This window comes from Sphingobacterium sp. InxBP1, assembly GCF_026191775.1.
GTDB lineage: Bacteria > Bacteroidota > Bacteroidia > Sphingobacteriales > Sphingobacteriaceae > Sphingobacterium > Sphingobacterium thalpophilum.
The window spans coordinates 723,227-740,316 of record NZ_JAINDX010000046.1; the positions used below are offsets into that span (position 1 = coordinate 723,227).

19 protein-coding genes are annotated in these 17,090 nt (G+C 43.4%); all 19 read right to left on the reverse strand.

All coding sequences use genetic code 11. The features are described 5' to 3' along the window. Positions 1-7: 7 nt before the first annotated feature. The 19 genes from nuoL to K7A41_RS15455 all read right to left on the reverse strand — a co-directional run bounded on the left by nuoL (position 8) and on the right by K7A41_RS15455 (position 17,090). Positions 8-1,930, reverse strand: coding sequence for an NADH-quinone oxidoreductase subunit L (gene nuoL / locus K7A41_RS15365; protein ID WP_265714384.1), 1,923 nt, complete (start codon positions 1,928-1,930; stop codon positions 8-10). Between the two features lie 19 nt (positions 1,931-1,949). Continuing rightward, positions 1,950-2,279, reverse strand: coding sequence for an NADH-quinone oxidoreductase subunit NuoK (nuoK, locus tag K7A41_RS15370; RefSeq protein WP_028070987.1), 330 nt, complete (start codon positions 2,277-2,279; stop codon positions 1,950-1,952). Next, the gene (locus tag K7A41_RS15375) at positions 2,279-2,776 is read right to left on the reverse strand and encodes an NADH-quinone oxidoreductase subunit J (protein ID WP_265714385.1); all 498 of its coding nucleotides are present in this window, start codon (positions 2,774-2,776) and stop codon (positions 2,279-2,281) included. The genes nuoK and K7A41_RS15375 overlap by 1 nt, the downstream gene beginning before the upstream one ends. Before the next feature lie 10 nt (positions 2,777-2,786). Continuing rightward, positions 2,787-3,296 carry a NuoI/complex I 23 kDa subunit family protein gene (locus K7A41_RS15380; protein WP_028070985.1) on the reverse strand — a complete coding sequence of 170 codons (510 nt, stop codon included), beginning with the start codon at positions 3,294-3,296 and terminating at the stop codon, positions 2,787-2,789. Between the two features lie 12 nt (positions 3,297-3,308). Further along, positions 3,309-4,349, reverse strand: coding sequence for an NADH-quinone oxidoreductase subunit NuoH (gene nuoH, locus K7A41_RS15385; protein ID WP_265714386.1), 1,041 nt, complete (start codon positions 4,347-4,349; stop codon positions 3,309-3,311). Between the two features lie 9 nt (positions 4,350-4,358). Further along, complete coding sequence (locus K7A41_RS15390) at positions 4,359-5,378, reverse strand: 2Fe-2S iron-sulfur cluster-binding protein (RefSeq protein WP_028070983.1); 1,020 nt, start codon at positions 5,376-5,378, stop codon at positions 4,359-4,361. Between the two features lie 30 nt (positions 5,379-5,408). Further along, positions 5,409-6,764 (reverse strand): NADH-quinone oxidoreductase subunit NuoF, encoded by a 1,356-nt coding sequence (nuoF, locus tag K7A41_RS15395; RefSeq protein WP_028070982.1) that lies wholly within the window; start codon positions 6,762-6,764, stop codon positions 5,409-5,411. Between the two features lies 1 nt (position 6,765). Further along, positions 6,766-7,287 (reverse strand): complex I 24 kDa subunit family protein, encoded by a 522-nt coding sequence (gene nuoE / locus K7A41_RS15400; protein ID WP_028070981.1) that lies wholly within the window; start codon positions 7,285-7,287, stop codon positions 6,766-6,768. Then, positions 7,280-8,515 carry an NADH-quinone oxidoreductase subunit D gene (locus K7A41_RS15405; protein WP_028070980.1) on the reverse strand — a complete coding sequence of 412 codons (1,236 nt, stop codon included), beginning with the start codon at positions 8,513-8,515 and terminating at the stop codon, positions 7,280-7,282. Before K7A41_RS15405 ends, nuoE begins: the two co-directional genes overlap by 8 nt. Before the next feature lie 10 nt (positions 8,516-8,525). Then, entirely contained in the window at positions 8,526-9,020 is a 495-nt protein-coding gene (locus K7A41_RS15410; protein WP_028070979.1) for an NADH-quinone oxidoreductase subunit C, read from the reverse strand. A 3-nt stretch (positions 9,021-9,023) separates the two neighbouring features. Continuing rightward, entirely contained in the window at positions 9,024-9,575 is a 552-nt protein-coding gene (locus K7A41_RS15415; protein WP_028070978.1) for an NADH-quinone oxidoreductase subunit B, read from the reverse strand. Between the two features lie 63 nt (positions 9,576-9,638). Continuing rightward, positions 9,639-10,013 carry an NADH-quinone oxidoreductase subunit A gene (locus K7A41_RS15420; RefSeq protein WP_028070977.1) on the reverse strand — a complete coding sequence of 125 codons (375 nt, stop codon included), beginning with the start codon at positions 10,011-10,013 and terminating at the stop codon, positions 9,639-9,641. Between the two features lie 119 nt (positions 10,014-10,132). Beyond that, entirely contained in the window at positions 10,133-11,929 is a 1,797-nt protein-coding gene (locus K7A41_RS15425; protein ID WP_028070976.1) for a tetratricopeptide repeat protein, read from the reverse strand. 24 nt (positions 11,930-11,953) lie between these two features. Then, positions 11,954-12,880: a PstS family phosphate ABC transporter substrate-binding protein gene (locus tag K7A41_RS15430; RefSeq protein ID WP_232048658.1), complete on the reverse strand. Its 927-nt coding sequence runs from the start codon at positions 12,878-12,880 to the stop codon at positions 11,954-11,956. A 334-nt stretch (positions 12,881-13,214) separates the two neighbouring features. After that, positions 13,215-14,105, reverse strand: a complete 891-nt coding sequence (locus K7A41_RS15435; protein ID WP_028070973.1) for a TonB family protein — start codon at positions 14,103-14,105, stop codon at positions 13,215-13,217. 31 nt (positions 14,106-14,136) lie between these two features. Continuing rightward, entirely contained in the window at positions 14,137-14,694 is a 558-nt protein-coding gene (locus K7A41_RS15440; protein WP_028070972.1) for an ExbD/TolR family protein, read from the reverse strand. Positions 14,695-14,719: 25 nt separating this feature from the next. Then, positions 14,720-15,382, reverse strand: a complete 663-nt coding sequence (locus tag K7A41_RS15445; protein ID WP_028070971.1) for an ExbD/TolR family protein — start codon at positions 15,380-15,382, stop codon at positions 14,720-14,722. A gap of 100 nt (positions 15,383-15,482) precedes the next feature. Beyond that, a complete protein-coding gene (locus tag K7A41_RS15450; RefSeq protein ID WP_028070970.1) occupies positions 15,483-16,307 on the reverse strand; it encodes a MotA/TolQ/ExbB proton channel family protein in 825 nt (274 codons plus the stop codon). Positions 16,308-16,739: 432 nt separating this feature from the next. Next, positions 16,740-17,090, reverse strand: coding sequence for a translation initiation factor (locus K7A41_RS15455; protein ID WP_028070969.1), 351 nt, complete (start codon positions 17,088-17,090; stop codon positions 16,740-16,742).

The window sequence follows — 17,090 nt, forward strand, 5'->3', positions numbered from 1 at the left end:
CTAAATATTAAAGACTCAAAAACCCATAGACGAAAATGGCAATTACCCCAATAACCATCATCAATAAATAAAAACCAACATTTCCATTTTGAAGCAGTCGTAGCACCTTACCCGTATCAAATGCAGCTTTACCCGCTCCATTCACCATCCCATCAATGCCATTCCGATCCACGATAGTGCCCAAAAACGACGATAACCAATGGATTGGGCGCACGACCACTGCATCATAAAGTTCGTCCACATAAAACTTCCGGTAAGACAGATTGGCCAGAAACCCACGAGGTTCGCCATCCTGCGAAGGTATTTGCTGCCCCTTGACGTATCGGGCATAGGTCCATGCAACCATGATCAGTACGCCCACCACGGAAATCGCCATCAACATATATTCCGTGCTGTGTTCCAAGTGCTGAACCATCGGGACCAAGGCTTTGCTTTCAGCAAACACTGGCTGGAGAAAGTCTTCAAGCCAATGGTTACCACCTAAAACAGCAGGAAAATTGATGGCTCCGCCGACAAACGAAAGTATGGCTAACACAATCAAAGGCAATGTCATGCTCTTAGGCGATTCGTGTAAATGATGCTTCTGTTCATCGTTACCTCTAAACGGACCATAGAAGGTCATGAACAGCATCCTAAACATATAAAAAGCAGTCATCAATGCACCGATAAATCCTAAAATCCATAAAACGGGATTCGCGGCAAATGCATTCGCCAGGATTTCATCTTTCGAAAAGAAACCTGAGAACGGAGGAATACCGGAAATTGCGATCGTACCGATCAGCATCGTCATAAACGTAACTGGCATTGCTTTTTTCAACCCGCCCATCTTGCGCATGTCCTGCTCGTCACTCATCCCATGGATGACAGAGCCAGCGCCGAGGAACAGGAGTGCTTTAAAGAATGCATGGGTCAGCACATGAAAGAATGCACCTGTAAAAGCGCCTAGCCCGAGGCCGAGAAACATGTAGCCCAATTGCGAAACTGTTGAATAAGCCAATACCTTTTTGATATCATTCTGTGTCAGCGCTATAGCCGCTGCAAGCAGTGCCGTACCTATCGCGATGACCGTGATCAGCTGCAACGTAAAGGGTGAAAGCACAAACAGTACATTTGAGCGGGCAATCATATAGATCCCCGCGGTCACCATGGTTGCAGCGTGTATTAAGGCTGATACCGGCGTAGGCCCTGCCATGGCATCTGGCAGCCAAGTAAACAAGGGTATCTGCGCGGATTTACCCGTAGCAGCGATAAACAACAGAATAGTGATACTGACTACCGTCATGTCGCCGGCAGCAAAGTTTTTTGCCGCAGGGAATACCGTGGAAAATTCAAGCGAGCCGAACGTCCCCAAGATGAGAAACACAGCCAGCAAAAAACCCAGATCTCCGATCCGGTTCATGACGAAGGCCTTCTTGGCAGCGCTGGCATAGGACTTGTTTTTATACCAAAAGCCGATCAGTAGATAGGAACAAAGTCCGACACCTTCCCAGCCAATAAACATCACCAGATAATTGGATCCTAATACCAGCAGAAGCATGAAGAAGATAAATAGATTCAGATAAGCAAAAAACTTCCCAAATCCACTATCCTGCTGCATATAGCCGATGGAATAGATGTGGATCAAAAAACCGATTCCGGTCACAATCAACAGCATGATTGCACTGAGCGGGTCCACCAGAAAGGAAAGTCCAATGTTTAAATGTCCGACCGAAATCCAGTCAAATAGATGCTGCTGGATAATACCGTCTTGCCCGCTCTGTCTTGACTGATACACTTCGAGGAAAAGAACGCAGCTACAAACAAAAGAAATAAGAACAACAGCACTGCCTAAAGCACCGATTATACCTTTGGAGAGAACATTTCTACCCAATCCATTTACTATAAACCCAATTAAAGGTAAAAGGGGAATCAACCAAACTAATTCACTCATCGTATTTATTGCTTAAGTTCTACCAACGAAGTTTATTTAAAGAATCGATATCAACAGACTTCGTATTCCGATATACCATAATGATAATAGCAAGCCCCACAGCGACTTCTGCAGCAGCAAGTGCCATGATAAAGAAAACGAACACCTGCCCTGATGAATCACCGTGCTGTACAGAGAATGCCGCCAAGAGTAGATTGACAGCATTGAGCATCAATTCGATGGACATCATGATAATGATGACATTGCGGCGGATAAGAACGCCCATAACACCAATAGCGAAAATAATCGCACAAAAAATCAGATAATGATTAATTGGCACCCCCTGCAACTGTTGAACAACTGTTTCCATTAGATTTGTTTAGGTTCTTTCTTAGCTAATAATATCGCTCCGATCATTGCTGTCAATAACAATAAAGAAGACAGCTCAAAAGGAAGCAAAAATTCATCAAACAACACCTTGCCCAAATTTTTCACCAGCCCAATTTCGGGATTTACCACAGCCAGCGGACTGGAGATTTCAAACACGCGGTAGACCCCAAAAAACGTGACCAAAAAGCAGCAACCCGCAATCACCCCCATAAACTTAACCAGATTGGATTTCATCGGTTCGGTATCCTTATTCAGATTGAGCAGCATCAGTACAAACAAAAAGAGCACCATGATGGCTCCCATGTAGACAATAAAGTTAACTACGGCCAAAAACTGCGCATTCAACAGGATGTAATGTACCGTAAATGTGAAAAAAGTAATGACCAGATACAATACACTGTGTACCGGATTCTTGGTAAAAATGGTCATCAGGGCAAAGAAAATAGACAAGAAGGCTACAAAATAAAATACTGTCATAACTCCTGAATTAGCTCTTTAATTTGGTTATATCAAACTTCGGTTCGACCAGCTTATCCTTGCCATAAATAAAATCCTTGCGCAGGTAATCAGCCGTCACATGCGGGCCGTCCAGATAGATCGCTTCTTTCGGACAGGCCTCCTCACATAAGCCGCAAAAAATACAGCGCAACATATTAATTTCATAGACAGAAGCATATTTTTCCTCCCGATAAAGATGTTCCTCACCCTTCTTGCGCTCGGCTGCAGTCATCGTAATCGCTTCCGCAGGGCAGGAAAGTGCACATAGGCCACAGGCGGTGCAGCGTTCGCGGCCTTCCTCATCGCGCTTGAGCGAGTGTTGCCCTCTAAAATTCTTCGAATAAGGCCTTATTTCCTCAGGATATTTGACAGTGGGAATTTTCTTAAAAAAATGTCTCAGCGTAATCCGCAAACCTCTAATAATTGCCGGGAAGTAAATCCGTTCGGAAAATGTCATCGGTTTTTGCTCAATTACTTTTTTACGATTGCTCAGTTGCATAAAAGTCCTTTCTTATGAGAAATAAGTATCTTTAATCAATGTAAATACACCAGTAAGTACAATATTCGCTATTGCTAATGGTATTAACATCTTCCAGCCCAGATTCATCAACTGGTCATAGCGGAACCGCGGCAAGGTCCAGCGTACCCACATAAAGAAAAAGATGAATCCAAATATCTTTAAGAAGAATACCAGCACCCCGATGATGGTGATCCAATTGGCCGACAACCCCAGATCATGCATAAAAGGAAAATTATAGCCGCCAAAATACAACGATGCCATCAACGCCGAAGAGACAAACATATTGATGTATTCGGAGAACATATATAATCCCAATTTCATGGAAGAATATTCGGTATGGTATCCACCGACCAGCTCGGTCTCACATTCCGGCAGATCAAAGGGGACACGATTACATTCCGCAAATGCACAGACCATGAAAATGATGAAACCTAAAGGTTGCGCCCAGATATTCCAGTGGACAAACCCCGATTGCGCAGCAACAATTTCTTTCAGCGACAGGGTCTGCGTTACCATCAACAATGCAATGATAGAAAGTCCCATGGCGATCTCATAGCTGATACTCTGCGAAGCCGCACGGATAGCCCCCATTAGTGAAAACTTATTATTGGACGCCCAGCCTCCCAACATGATGCCATACACGCCCAATGCAATCACACCAAACATATATAAGATACCCACATTGACATCAGCCACCTGCAAGGAGACGACCCGATCGCCCAATTGCAGTTCCTGCCCCCAAGGGATGACCGCCGAACTGATACAGGCCGTTATAATAGCGATGGTAGGCCCGACGATAAATAAGACTTTATGTGCTCCTGCGGGTATAATCTCTTCCTTAAAGAAGAACTTTCCGCCATCACACAGCGGCTGTAAAATTCCAAATATCCCAGCGCGATCGGGCCCATACCGATCCTGCATAAAACCGGCTATTTTTCGTTCAGCAAGTGTCGAATACATCGCAATGACCAATGTAATCACGAAAATAATAGACACCAATATCAATTTTTCTATAACAAAAGACCACTCCATGATTTGTGCTTATTTCAATTTTTCTGTTCTAGCCAACTGTTCGCGATTTTTTTCCTGTAACAGTGGATTTGTTTTAACTACCGACGGCGGGTTAAACAATTCGTAATGGTTAGCCGAAATCACCGAATGCGGATCTATTTCCGTCGGCTCTTCCAACACCCAGTCGCTGGTTTTCTTCTGTTCAAAGCGGCAGGTATTGCAGATAAAATCCTCCACTTCACCAAATTCATCCTTACGTGCGGTTACACGTATCACTTCCTCCCCTTTATACCAGAGTGTCACCTTTCCTGAACAGGTAGGACAGTCGCGATGGGCGTCTACCGGTTTGGTAAACCATACCCGATTTTTAAAACGGAAAGTTTTATCGGTCAATGCACCGACCGGGCAGACGTCAATGACATTTCCGGAGAAGTCGTTGTCAATTGCCTTTTCGATATAAGTAGATATCTCCGCATGATCCCCACGGCCCAAAATACCGTGTACGCGCTGGTCTGTCAGCTGATTGGCCACATACACACAACGGTAACATAAGATACAGCGGTTCATGTGCAACTGGATTTTATCACCCAAATCGATCCGTTCGAAGGTACGCCGGTCAAACTCGTAGCGTGTTTCTGCACTGCCGTGCTCATAACCCAGATCCTGCAATTTGCACTCGCCAGCCTGGTCACAGATCGGACAGTCGAGCGGGTGATTGATCAAAAGGATCTCTACCACTCCTTTTCGGGCTTCGATAACTTCAGGAGAAGTAATATTCTGCACCTCCATGCCATCCATTACGGTCGTACGGCATGAAGCCACCAATTTAGGCATGGGCCGGGGATCCTTTTCCGAGCCTTTGGATACTTTAACCAGACAGGTACGGCACTTCCCTCCACTTCCCTCCAGTTTGGAGTAGTAACACATTGCCGGGGGGACGATATCGCCACCGATTTGTCTTGCTGCATTCAATATGGTTGTTCCGGGTGCAACCTCCACGGGTATCCCATCGATAGTGACCTTAAACTTTACATCTTCCGCTTCTGCCATGATACTTATATTTTAGCGTTACAGCTTTTATTATGATTCAACTGGTTGTAATGGATCAGCATAATGTGCCAATCCGTAATTGCGTTTTTGGGACTCTTCCGGGTGAAGAATGTGCCATTCAAATTCGTCCCTAAAATGTCTGATCGCTGCAGCGACCGGCCATGCGGCCGCATCCCCCAATGGGCAGATTGTATTTCCTTCAATCTTCCGTTGCACGTCCCAGAGCAGGTCAATATCTGCCATTGATCCATGTCCACTTTCGATTTTATGGAGTACTTTTTCCATCCAGCCGGTTCCTTCACGACATGGGGAGCACTGCCCACAGCTTTCATGGTGGTAAAAACGGGCAAAGTTCCAGGTGTTGCGAACAATGCATTGGTCTTCATCAAAGACAATAAAACCTCCCGAACCAAGCATAGTCCCCGTTTGGAATCCACCATCAGACAACGATTCGTATGTCATCAGCCGACTATTGCCGGCGGCGGTCTTTAACATCAGATTGGCCGGCAAGATAGGTACAGACGAGCCTCCGGCAACGACAGCTTTCAGCCGTTTACCGTTAGCTATTCCACCACAATATTCATCAGAATAGATGAATTCTTCCACCGGTAAGCCCAATTCGATCTCATAGACCCCGGGGTTCACGATATTGCCGCTCGCTGAAATCAACTTGGTTCCGGTACTGCGTTCTATCCCAATTTTTGCATATTCCTCTCCCCCCAGGTTGATAATCGGTACGGTGGCTGCAATAGATTCTACGTTATTTACCACTGTTGGGCAGTTGTACAGACCTGCAATCGCCGGGAATGGCGGCTTGATACGCGGATTGCCACGTTTTCCTTCCAACGACTCCAAGAGCGCAGTCTCCTCGCCACAGATATAAGCGCCACCACCGGGCTGCACATATATTTCCAGATCGTAGCCAGACCCCAGAATGTTTTTACCCAGGTAACCTTTCTCTTTTGCTTCGGCAATGGCACGCTCCAAAATCCGAATCTGGGGCATCATTTCTCCCCGTACATAGATATAAGACGTATTCGCCCCCAAAGCAAAACTCGAAACAATCATGCCTTCGATCAGGGCATGCGGGATATGCGTCATCAGGTAGCGGTCTTTGAAAGTCCCCGGCTCCGACTCGTCTGCGTTACAGACCAAATAGCGGGGCACTCCTTCAGGCTTAGCCAAAAAGGACCATTTCATACCGGTCGGAAACCCAGCTCCGCCACGGCCACGCAAACCCGATTTTTTTACTTCTTCGACCACATCCTCAGGAGACATGGACTTAATTACTTTTTCAACGGCAACATAACCTCCTTTTTGACGATAGACCTCAAAGGTATTGATGCCCGGAACATCGATATGTGTCAACAAAAGTTTACGTGCCATATTAATTTATTTTAGCTTTTAATTGATCAATCAGTTCATCCACCTTCTCTTCGTTCAGATTCTCGTAGAACGTATATTCTGGGCCAATTTGTAAAACGGGTCCAAAACCACAGGCGGCAAGACATTCAACACCACGCCAGGAGAAAAGCCCATCTGCCGTGACCTGTCCTTCTTTCACACCGAGCTTCTGCTCCAGGTGCTGCATGATACGCTCTGCACCGACCAAGCAGCAGGGGCCTGTACGACAGATCTCCAGCACATATTTACCTTTTGGCTCCAGCAAAAACATGGTATAAAATGTCGCAACCTCATACACTTCGATCGGCAAGATATTGAGGTATATGGCAACCTGGTCCATCGCACTGGTACTAACCCAGCCAAATTCAGCCTGCACAAGATGCAATATAGGTAAGAGACCCGATTTTTGCTTCCCTTCGGGATAACGGCTGACCACTTCTCCAAACTTAGCCAGCAGCTCCGGAGAAAACGTTACATTCTCATTATGTTGTTTTACACTAAGCATCTAATTCTCCTGCTATAACGTTAAGACTACTCATATTGATAATCGCATCTGAAATCAGCATTCCTGCACTCATCGGTGCAAACATCTGATAGTTGACAAATGAAGGCCTTCTAAAATGCAGACGATAAGGCGAGCGCCCTCCGTCATGAATCAGATAAAAACCAAGTTCGCCATTTGCCCCTTCTACAGCATGATAAACCTCGGCTTTCGGCGTATCGACTTCACCCATGACAATTTTAAAATGGTAGATCAGGGCTTCCATATTGGTATATACTTGCTCTTTGGGCGGTAAGTAGAAGTCCGGGACATCCGCATGGAACACTCCGTTCGGCTCTTTCTCTATTTTCTCCAATGCCTGTTCGATAATTCGTAGCGACTGCCACATTTCCGCGTTACGCACCATAAAGCGGTCGTAGACATCACCCTTGGTACCCACGGGAACTTCAAAATCAAATTCTTCGTATGAACAATAGGGGTTTTGCACACGCACATCGTAATCGACTCCAGTAGCACGCAGGATCGGACCCGACCAGCTGTAATCCAAGGCCTCTTCAGGGGTCACCGCCGCCACGCCCGAAGTACGCTCGATAAAGATTCGGTTGCGGACAAACATATCCTCAAACTCTTTCAATACCGGGGGATAACGCCGCAGAAACTCACGAATCTTCGCAAATGCCGTTGCATTAAAGTCGCGTTCAAAACCACCAATACGTCCAATGTTAGTGGTCAGACGGGCACCACAGATCTCCTCAAAGATCTCATAGATAAATTCCCGTTCCTGCATAACGTACAGAAAGCCTGAAAAAGCCCCAGTATCTACTCCCAAAATTCCATTACAGATAATATGGTCGGCGATACGCGCAAGCTCCATCACAATGACCCGCATATACTGCACCCGTTTGGGAATTTCTATCTTTAACAGTTTCTCAACCGTCATATGCCAGCCCATGTTGTTAATCGGAGCCGAACAATAGTTTAAACGGTCCGTCAATGGCGTAATCTGGTAGAACGGTCTATGCTCAGCAATTTTTTCAAAAGCCCGGTGAATATAGCCAATGGTGGATACCCCACTGACAATGCGTTCACCATCAATTTGCACAACATTCTGAAACACTCCATGCGTAGCAGGGTGTGTAGGGCCAATGTTCAGGGTAATTAGCTCGTCTTGTGGATCGTTGTCGTCAAAAACGGGCTGATTCGATGTTATTTTGCTTATAAACTCGCTCATATCTTATAAATTAGCGACCGAAATACAAATCTTTTTTATCCACCCGGTTCGGGTCTTCCAACGGATATTCCTTGCGCATGGGAAACACCTCCATCTCATCGACATTTAGGATGCGCCGCAGATCGGGATGCCCGACAAAGTTTATCCCAAAAAAGTCGAAGGTCTCGCGTTCCATCCAGTTCGCACCTTTCCATACGGTAGTAGCTGTTGGAATTTCCGGATTCGGACCATACAGAAACACCTTAATCCGTATGCGGATATGCTGTATAAGACTATGTACATGATAGACAACAGCAAACTCCTTTTCTAAATGCGGATAATGCACAGCCGTAATATCCGTCAAGTGAATAAATTGCAGTTCGGCATCCGATTTCAGAAACCGAAGCACATCAACAATATCTTCCACATCGACAACGACGGTCAATAGATTATGCGCATCCTCGATTTCTACAATTTTTGCAGGAAAATTCCTTTGGAGCTTCTCCAATAAAAAACTGTTCTCCATCCTCTATTTATTAGTGTGTATACCGTATTTCTCCAACAAAGCCTTATATTCTGGCGTATTCCGTCGGTTTAAGGACTCATTCTTGACAATCTCCTGCAAACGCAGCACCCCATCCAAGATCGCTTCTGGACGCGGCGGGCACCCCGGCACATAAACATCTACCGGGATCACCTCATCAATCCCTTGCAACACCGAATAAGTATCAAAGATACCACCACTTGACGCACAGGCACCAACGGCGATCACCCAGCGCGGCTCAGCCATCTGTATGTATACCTGGCGCAATACAGGAGCCATCTTTTTCGCGATAGTACCCATCACCAGCAACATATCGGCCTGTCGTGGTGAAAAGCTTGGTCGCTCAGCTCCAAATCTGGCCAGATCATAAGTTGATCCCATAGTGGCCATAAACTCAATTCCACAGCAGGAAGTCGCAAAGGGTAAGGGCCATAATGAATTCGCGCGCGCCAATCCAATGGCTTTATCCAAGCTTGTTGCGAAAAATCCCGCACCTTCAACTCCCGGAGGAGCTTCTGCCAATTTTATATCACTCATGAAAAGACGATTTATAAAGGTTTAAGTACGATTGGCTTGAAGCCAACAGTCATCGGACTACGCTTAGTCCCAGTTCAATGCTTTTTTCTTAATCACATAGATAAAGCCCAACAGCAGCAAGCCCATGAAAATAAACATCTCAATTAAGCCCTGCAAACCCATTTCCCTAAAGTTGACCGCCCAAGGATACATAAAAATAACCTCCACATCAAATATGACAAACAGGATGGCAACCAAGAAGTATTTTATTGAAAAAGGCTGCCTCGCATTTCCGACAACTTCAACGCCAGACTCAAAAGCTCCAAGTTTATTCTCCGTCCTTACTTTCGGACCGATCAGGTGTGTAATAATTATGGTACCTACCCCAAATCCTACGGCAACAATCAGCTGTATCAATATAGGTAAGTAATCTATCGGCATACTATTGGCTTGCTCCATCTCAATTAAAATTTATATTGGTAACTGTCTCTAAATATAGAGATTCCAAGAGTAAATTCAAAACAAAAAAGGCGCAGATCATACGATCTGCGCCTAATTTAGAATCATTTTAGTTAAGCTTATTTTAGGCTCTCCATATAACCTTGTACCGCCTCATTTGCCGGATCTAACTCCAATACTTTCTGGAAGTTAGTTTTAGCTTGCGGATTTTCCGCTTTGATAAGGTGGTATAGACCGATATAGGTATATGCGTCTATTAAATAAGCCTTGTTTTTCTCCTGAGTTCCTCTTTGATTGATTGTTTCTATCAATTTTTGGAACGGAGCTACGAAGCCACCTGTCGGCTGCTCTAAGTTATCTGCACCCAAAGCTGAGAAAGCTTTATAATATAAAGCGTTGATCAAATATTTATCCTGCGCTTCTTTATTGTCTGTTGCTTCGATAATCGCCAGTTCTTTTTGTGCTTTTTCAAAGTTGGCAATAGCCTCATTTCTCAGCTCCTGATTCGTATAGTTTCCTTCCGCATCTTTCGCTTGAGTATCTTTTTTAAAGCCGAGCTGATAATTACCTTCTCCAGCATAGTAATGTGAGTCAAAATAATAAGGAGAATCTTTGTACTCACCTACCAGTTCAAATAATGAAACCGCTGTCTGTACTTCTTGCTCTTGATATTTAGCGAATGCCAATTCAGCGACCTCAGCCAACAACTCTTTATCGCCTTCGATTGCTTTCTTGATATTTGCAATTCCTTTTTGGATATTCGCTGTATTCTCAGGTGTCAAGGCAGGAGCCGCAGTAGCCGTGCTATCTGCCCCTGCAGCAGCAGGTTTAGGGCTGTTGGTCGCAATTTCAGCCATACCCAAGTACATATAATCCAAAGGAATGACACGATCTTTCTCCATCTTGCTGAACATCTGGTTTAGATATTCCAATGCCTTAGGATAGTCTTTGGACGTTTGAAAAGCAATATACCCCAAATAACGGTAGATCTTTGGATCTACATCTGGGTTTTTAGCCAGCTCTTCGGACACCGTTTTCAACTCGTCGTACTGACGTGCATAAACCAAAAAGTCTGCGTAACGGATTTTCGCTTCCAATGAGTTATCACCAGCGACCTCCAAATATTTCTTGTATTGTTCAACCCCTTTTTTGTTTAACTCCACATATTTCTCATCTGAAGTTCCGGGCATTTTTGACCATTGATAATATGTTTCGGCCAATTCACGGTAAGTTGGCGCATAGGTTGGCGCTTCAGCAACAATAGCTTCCAATTGGGTAACAGCTTCGTCATAAGCTTGTGCTCCACGAACGATCACCGCCTGACCAACTTTTGCCTGTACCGAATTTGGATCAATATCCATGGCATCACCATAACTTGTATAAGCCAATGATCCCTCTTTCAGCCCACGATAAGCATCACCCAACGCCAAAGGAATGGCAATATCTTTTTTGTTTTTCTCTTTCGCCTGTGTCAGATATTCCAATGCTTTTGCATAATCCGGTTCAGGCGCGTTGATGTAAGCACGGCCGATTTCCAACAATTCCTCGTAATCCTTCTTACCCAACTTGGCAGTTGCTAAAGCAAATTTAGATTCCGCACTTGCCTTATCCTTCTTCAATAAATCAACATAACCCAGGCCCACATTATTAATTGTAGCTTTTGGATCAGCAGCCAAACCCTGACTGAAAATCGTTGCAGCCGAATCCGCCCTGTCATTTACCAAATAAATCTGACCCAAATAGAAATAATTATCTCCATTCTTAGGTTGCTTAGTCACTAATTGTTGAAGAATAGTTTTCGCTTTACCATAGTTTTCAGCCTCAATGGCCGCTCTAGCATCTTTCAGACTTTGCGCACTTACTGTGCCCACAGACCCAGCCAATAAAAGACTAAATAATAATTTACTGTTTGTCATAATCTATTTTTGTACTATTTATTTCTAATTAATATAACTTTCATCTCTAATAATGATCTCCCGTCCCGGCATCGTAGCAGGCACCAGTCCCGCTTTTAGCACGATACGCTGTCCGCGGTCTCCTGTCAGAAAAGCACTAAATCCCAAGCCTAAGCCCATGTTAGGCTGATAGTTCATAATATAAACCGGCCGGATAAATGGATATACCCCGTCGGCTATGGTTGACTGCGAAGGCTTGTAAAAACCTGCTTTATCCGCCCCCGCACTTACACTTTCGATGCTCAATGTACGAATTTTATCCAATAATTGCGAATTTTTTTCAACTGCCTTCAGGTACCAGTTATAACCAATAACACCCACAGCATTAGCATTTTCACTTACATATTTCATCACTTCCTCACTATCCTTCATCGCTGCAATCGCTTTGGGATCAATCTTCTCCATGTTGAAATGATCCTTCAGGTAACGCAATGTGCTCGAATTTGCATTGTCAAAAATCATGCGCTTCCCGGCCAACCGGCCTTCTAACAAAGACTTAACGTCCTTTTGGGACACTATAGTATCCGCAGTACTCCGATTATTAATTAAAACCACGGCATCCGAAGCCACTTGAAATATCTTCGGCTGAATACCCCGTTTATTAAAATAAGCCTCTTCCTGATTATTCAGCTTTCTCGTCAATACCACAACGTAAGCCGAATCCGATAATAAGGCATTGACGGCCTTGATTTCTGGCCTCGGCATAATCTCCAGACTGGAGTTCGGATACGAGCTCTCGAACACATCCGCAGATTCCTGGATAATTGGCAGGAGTGTCTGATCCACGAGGACAGGCAGCTTGCCAGTCAAAATATCCTCACTCTCTTTGCCGCTTTTTGTTCGGTTTTTGCAGGAGACCATGCCCCCCAAACCAACGCTTAGCATCACAAGAATTACACTATATTTTCTCATACGATACATCATACTGTAAGACAATTAAAATAAAAGAATAGTTTAATTTATGAAGAGAGTTGATTGAAATTTAAAAAGACTGTCCACCGCAGCTAATTAAAAATTATTTTGCCAGAGGCGTACAAAACGCATGAACGAGTAGAGTATCAGTACGACGCCGAAAATCGTTTTATAGGTTGGATTGATCTCAATGGGGAAGTTATCCCAAAAAATAATCAACAAGCCCAACACGAAATAAACGCCAAACATAAATAGTCCTAAAATAGACAGAAATCGCTTTAAAGGCGATTTCTGTCTATAATTAGAATTCGTATTCGAATTAAAATCTGTCATTTTAATTTTGAATAGTGTTCAAACGAATTGGTAAGGTATAAGCTACACGTACCGGACGGCCATTCTGAATACCTGGCTTCCATTTTTTAGCTTTTTTAAGCAACTTAACCGCTGCATCACCTGTACCATATTTCAAATCGCGCTTCACATTGATGTCTGTCAAGCTACCGTCTTTCTCCACAACAAAGGATACTTCAACAACACCGTTGATTCCATTTTCCAATGCTGCCTGTGGATAGTCGTAGTTTGAAGAAATCCAAGACATAAAAGCTTTCATACCACCAATTGGCTCTGGATTGACCTCTACTGCCGTAAAGATTTCGTTTCCATTTGGATCACCGTTTGGATCACCTTTTTTCACACCTGTGATACCACCATCCTGTTTCTTCGAACCAAACTCACCGCGCGCTACCGAAGTACCCGTCGGGCTACCTTTCAACGTGATACGTGCTGGAGTCTTGTTGGGATCCTTAAGTTCCTCCTGAGAAGCAACCTCTTCCACAACTTTGTTTGCAGGAGCTACTTTCGGCTCAGGGAAACGGATCAAATCCTCTTTAGGCACGTCCATCGCCACTTGCTGAGGCTTCTCCTCTGGCTCTTGTGGCAGAGGCTCCTCTTCAGGTGGTTCCGGCGGTTTAATTTCTTCAAGGTCTTCCAGAGTAACTTCTGTCACCACTGGAGGTGCTTCAACAGGCTTTTTCGGAAAAATTTTATCTCCGAAAAGACGAAGAAGGCTCGCAAGAACAACCACGCCGATAACGACAAGTAATCCTCTATTCGTCGCTTTAGGTGCAAGTTTACGGAGCTCATAAGCGCCGTATTCTTTGTTACGCCCCTGAAAGACGACTTCAAGCCATTCTCTCTTAAAAATATCTAATTTTGACCCTATCATAGTTTTATACTTTATCGTGACTGCTTAATGATTAATCATTATAGATATTGTCACGTTTTAAAATCTCCACTTCTTCTGGACTGATTTTAGCAATCATGTAACGCTTGATATCCACAATTTTCATTTCATCAAGAATATCTACAAGATTACGCTGTGTACTTTTATCACTCGGTCTAATGATAACGATCAAGTCTTTACCGCCAGCAACACGTGGTACATAGGCTTTTTTCTCCATTAATACCTTACGGATGCCATCAGCTCCATAGCCAACCGTAGTCGGTCCTTCAATCGGATTTTTTACTTGTCCGTAAATCACAGAGACTTTGTTATCAGATCCCAATAAAACTGTCAATGAACGGTTATCAGCAGTCAGTAAATCCGGCTGAGGCTCATCCTTAACTTTATTTTTATCCGGCATCGCCACGTCCATCGCTTGTGGTTTATTTAAAGACGTGGTCAACATGAAAAAGGTAATCAACAAGAAGGCCAAATCCACCATGGCTGTAAGGTCAACCTTACCACCATTCTTCTTGGACCGGACTTTCCCGCCTTTGCCCTGTTTACCACTATCCTGATTTAATTCTGCCATTTCTTTGTTCTTATTAAATCGTCAATTATTTTTCCTCAGCACGCATGCCCGTGATGAAACTGAACTTGTTCTGCTTCTGATTACGCAAGGTTTCGATCACCTGATTTACAGAAGGATACTTCTCGTTAGCATCCGCTTTGATCGCAATTTTTAAAGGTCCTGGGTGAACAAAATTCTTATCCGCAGACTCCTTTTCTTTATTTACCTCTTCAGCAGCTAAGCGTGTGTTCTGAACCCAGTAATACAACTCGTTGGAAGTATTTTCCGTACTGTCAATCGGGATACCAGTTTGAACCCCTTTTTCTGTACGCTTACCAGAATCCATCGCCAACAATGCTTTTAACTTCGACATTGGGACACCGAAATTTTCCATCAGTCTGAAATGATCATAGTCCTCTTGCGAAAAGCCGATGCCATATTTTGCAGACATTCTTTCCAAAGCTTTTACACGGACTTGCTGATCTGTCGTTCCGAAGAAAACTTTTCCACCGTCACCGATCGTAATCATACCAACATTTGAGTCAGGCAGCTTATCTTTCGTTGTTGACGCTGGGGTATCTACTTGCAAAGCCTCCGGTTGGCGCGCTGTCGCCGTTAATACGAAGAACGTAAGCAGCAAGAACGATACGTCACACATCGCTGTCATGTCGATTGACGTACTGGCTCTTTTTACTTTTGCTTTACCCATTTTAAATTCTTCTTTTTAAATTAAAAACTCAATCTTCATATCTATGATGCTTTTTATTTTTGATTTCCATAAAATAAAATCAAAAATATTGATCATAGTCTTATTTGTGGTTTGCAGCGTATGTTTGTACGATGGAGAAACCAGCTTCGTCGATAGAGTAAGTTAATTTATCGATTTTTGCAGTAAAGATGTTATACAACACGATTGCAAATGTTGAAGTTGCGATACCTGTTGCAGTGTTAATCAAGGCCTCAGAGATACCGTTCGCCAATTTAGCTGAATCTGGAGCGCCACCGGTTGCCAATGCCGAGAAGGCTTTGATCATACCTGTTACTGTACCTAATAGACCACATAATGTACCGATAGAAACTAATGTAGCGATGACGTTCAAGTTTTTCTCTAACATTGGCATCTCTAATGCTGTAGTCTCTTCGATTTCTTTTTGAATAGCAATTGTTGCTTTTTCAGTGTCTACGTTAGCGTCAGCTGATACAGCTTTGTATTTTAATAAACCAGCTTTTACTACGTTTGCAACTGAACCTTTTTGTTTGTCACACTCAGCGATAGCTGAATCGATGTTTCCACCATTAATCAAAGATTGGATTTTTCTAACAAAGTTTCCTACATTTCCAGTACCAGAAGCTTTGTTGATAACGATTAAACGTTCTACCGAGAAAACCCATACCATTAAGAATAAACCGATCAAAACAGGTACGATCGCTCCAGCATGGTAAACCATTCCTAAATAGTTACCTGGGTTAGGTTGATTTTCAGGATTGTTGTCAACGAAGTTAGTTGGATTACCCATCACAAATTTCCATACACAGAAACCCACAATGAAACAGATGATAATTGCAGCTTGAGCAAAGAAAGATCCTCCGTTGTTGCTCTCTTGTTTTGCAGCAGTTTTAGGTGCGTTTGCCATTTTTCTAATTTTTAGTTTTTTACTGTTGTTTAAATATATAATGTTGTTTAAATTATATGCAGTGTTAGCCGCTTTTGAAATCAATTTTGCAAAGCAAATTTAATATTTAATGTCAAATTTAAAATATTCATCTTAAATACCTAAAAAAAATCAAATTTGTTTTTTCAAACTGAATACACGATGATCGCGTGTTATTTTTCTCAGCAGTTCCCGTTATATAATCCTTATTGCTACTGCTAAATCGCTTATTAGCAATAATTATTTTACAATGAAAACCATTTTTTTTTTGATATGCAAGAAAAACACCGAATTTAAGCGACAAAAAGTAAGTGGTTACTCATGGTTCCCAACAATGTCTTATTGCCAACTCCAACCATATTTGGTTCATAAACAATCTATTAGATTTATTACCATGCTCTTCTATATAGTTGTTTAACCACCGACCAATTTTACCTTATATCCTTCTTTAAGTAACAATTCATACAGCTTTTGCTTAAACTCGCCTTGAATGACGATCTCCCCGTCTTTCACAGTCCCGCCTACTCCGCATTTTTGCTTCAGCAACTTACCAAGACGCTCCAGGTCTTCTGTTTTACCAACGAATCCTGTCACCAAGGTGACGACTTTCCCTTTACGCATCTTCCGATCCAGCTGCACTTTTAAGTTCTGCTGCTGCACAGGCAACGTTTCGGTCTCCTGAAAAAAATCAGCGAGCTGATAAGTATAATTATCGTCTGTAGAATATACAACGCCTTCGTAAGGCTGTTTCTTATTTTTACTCAT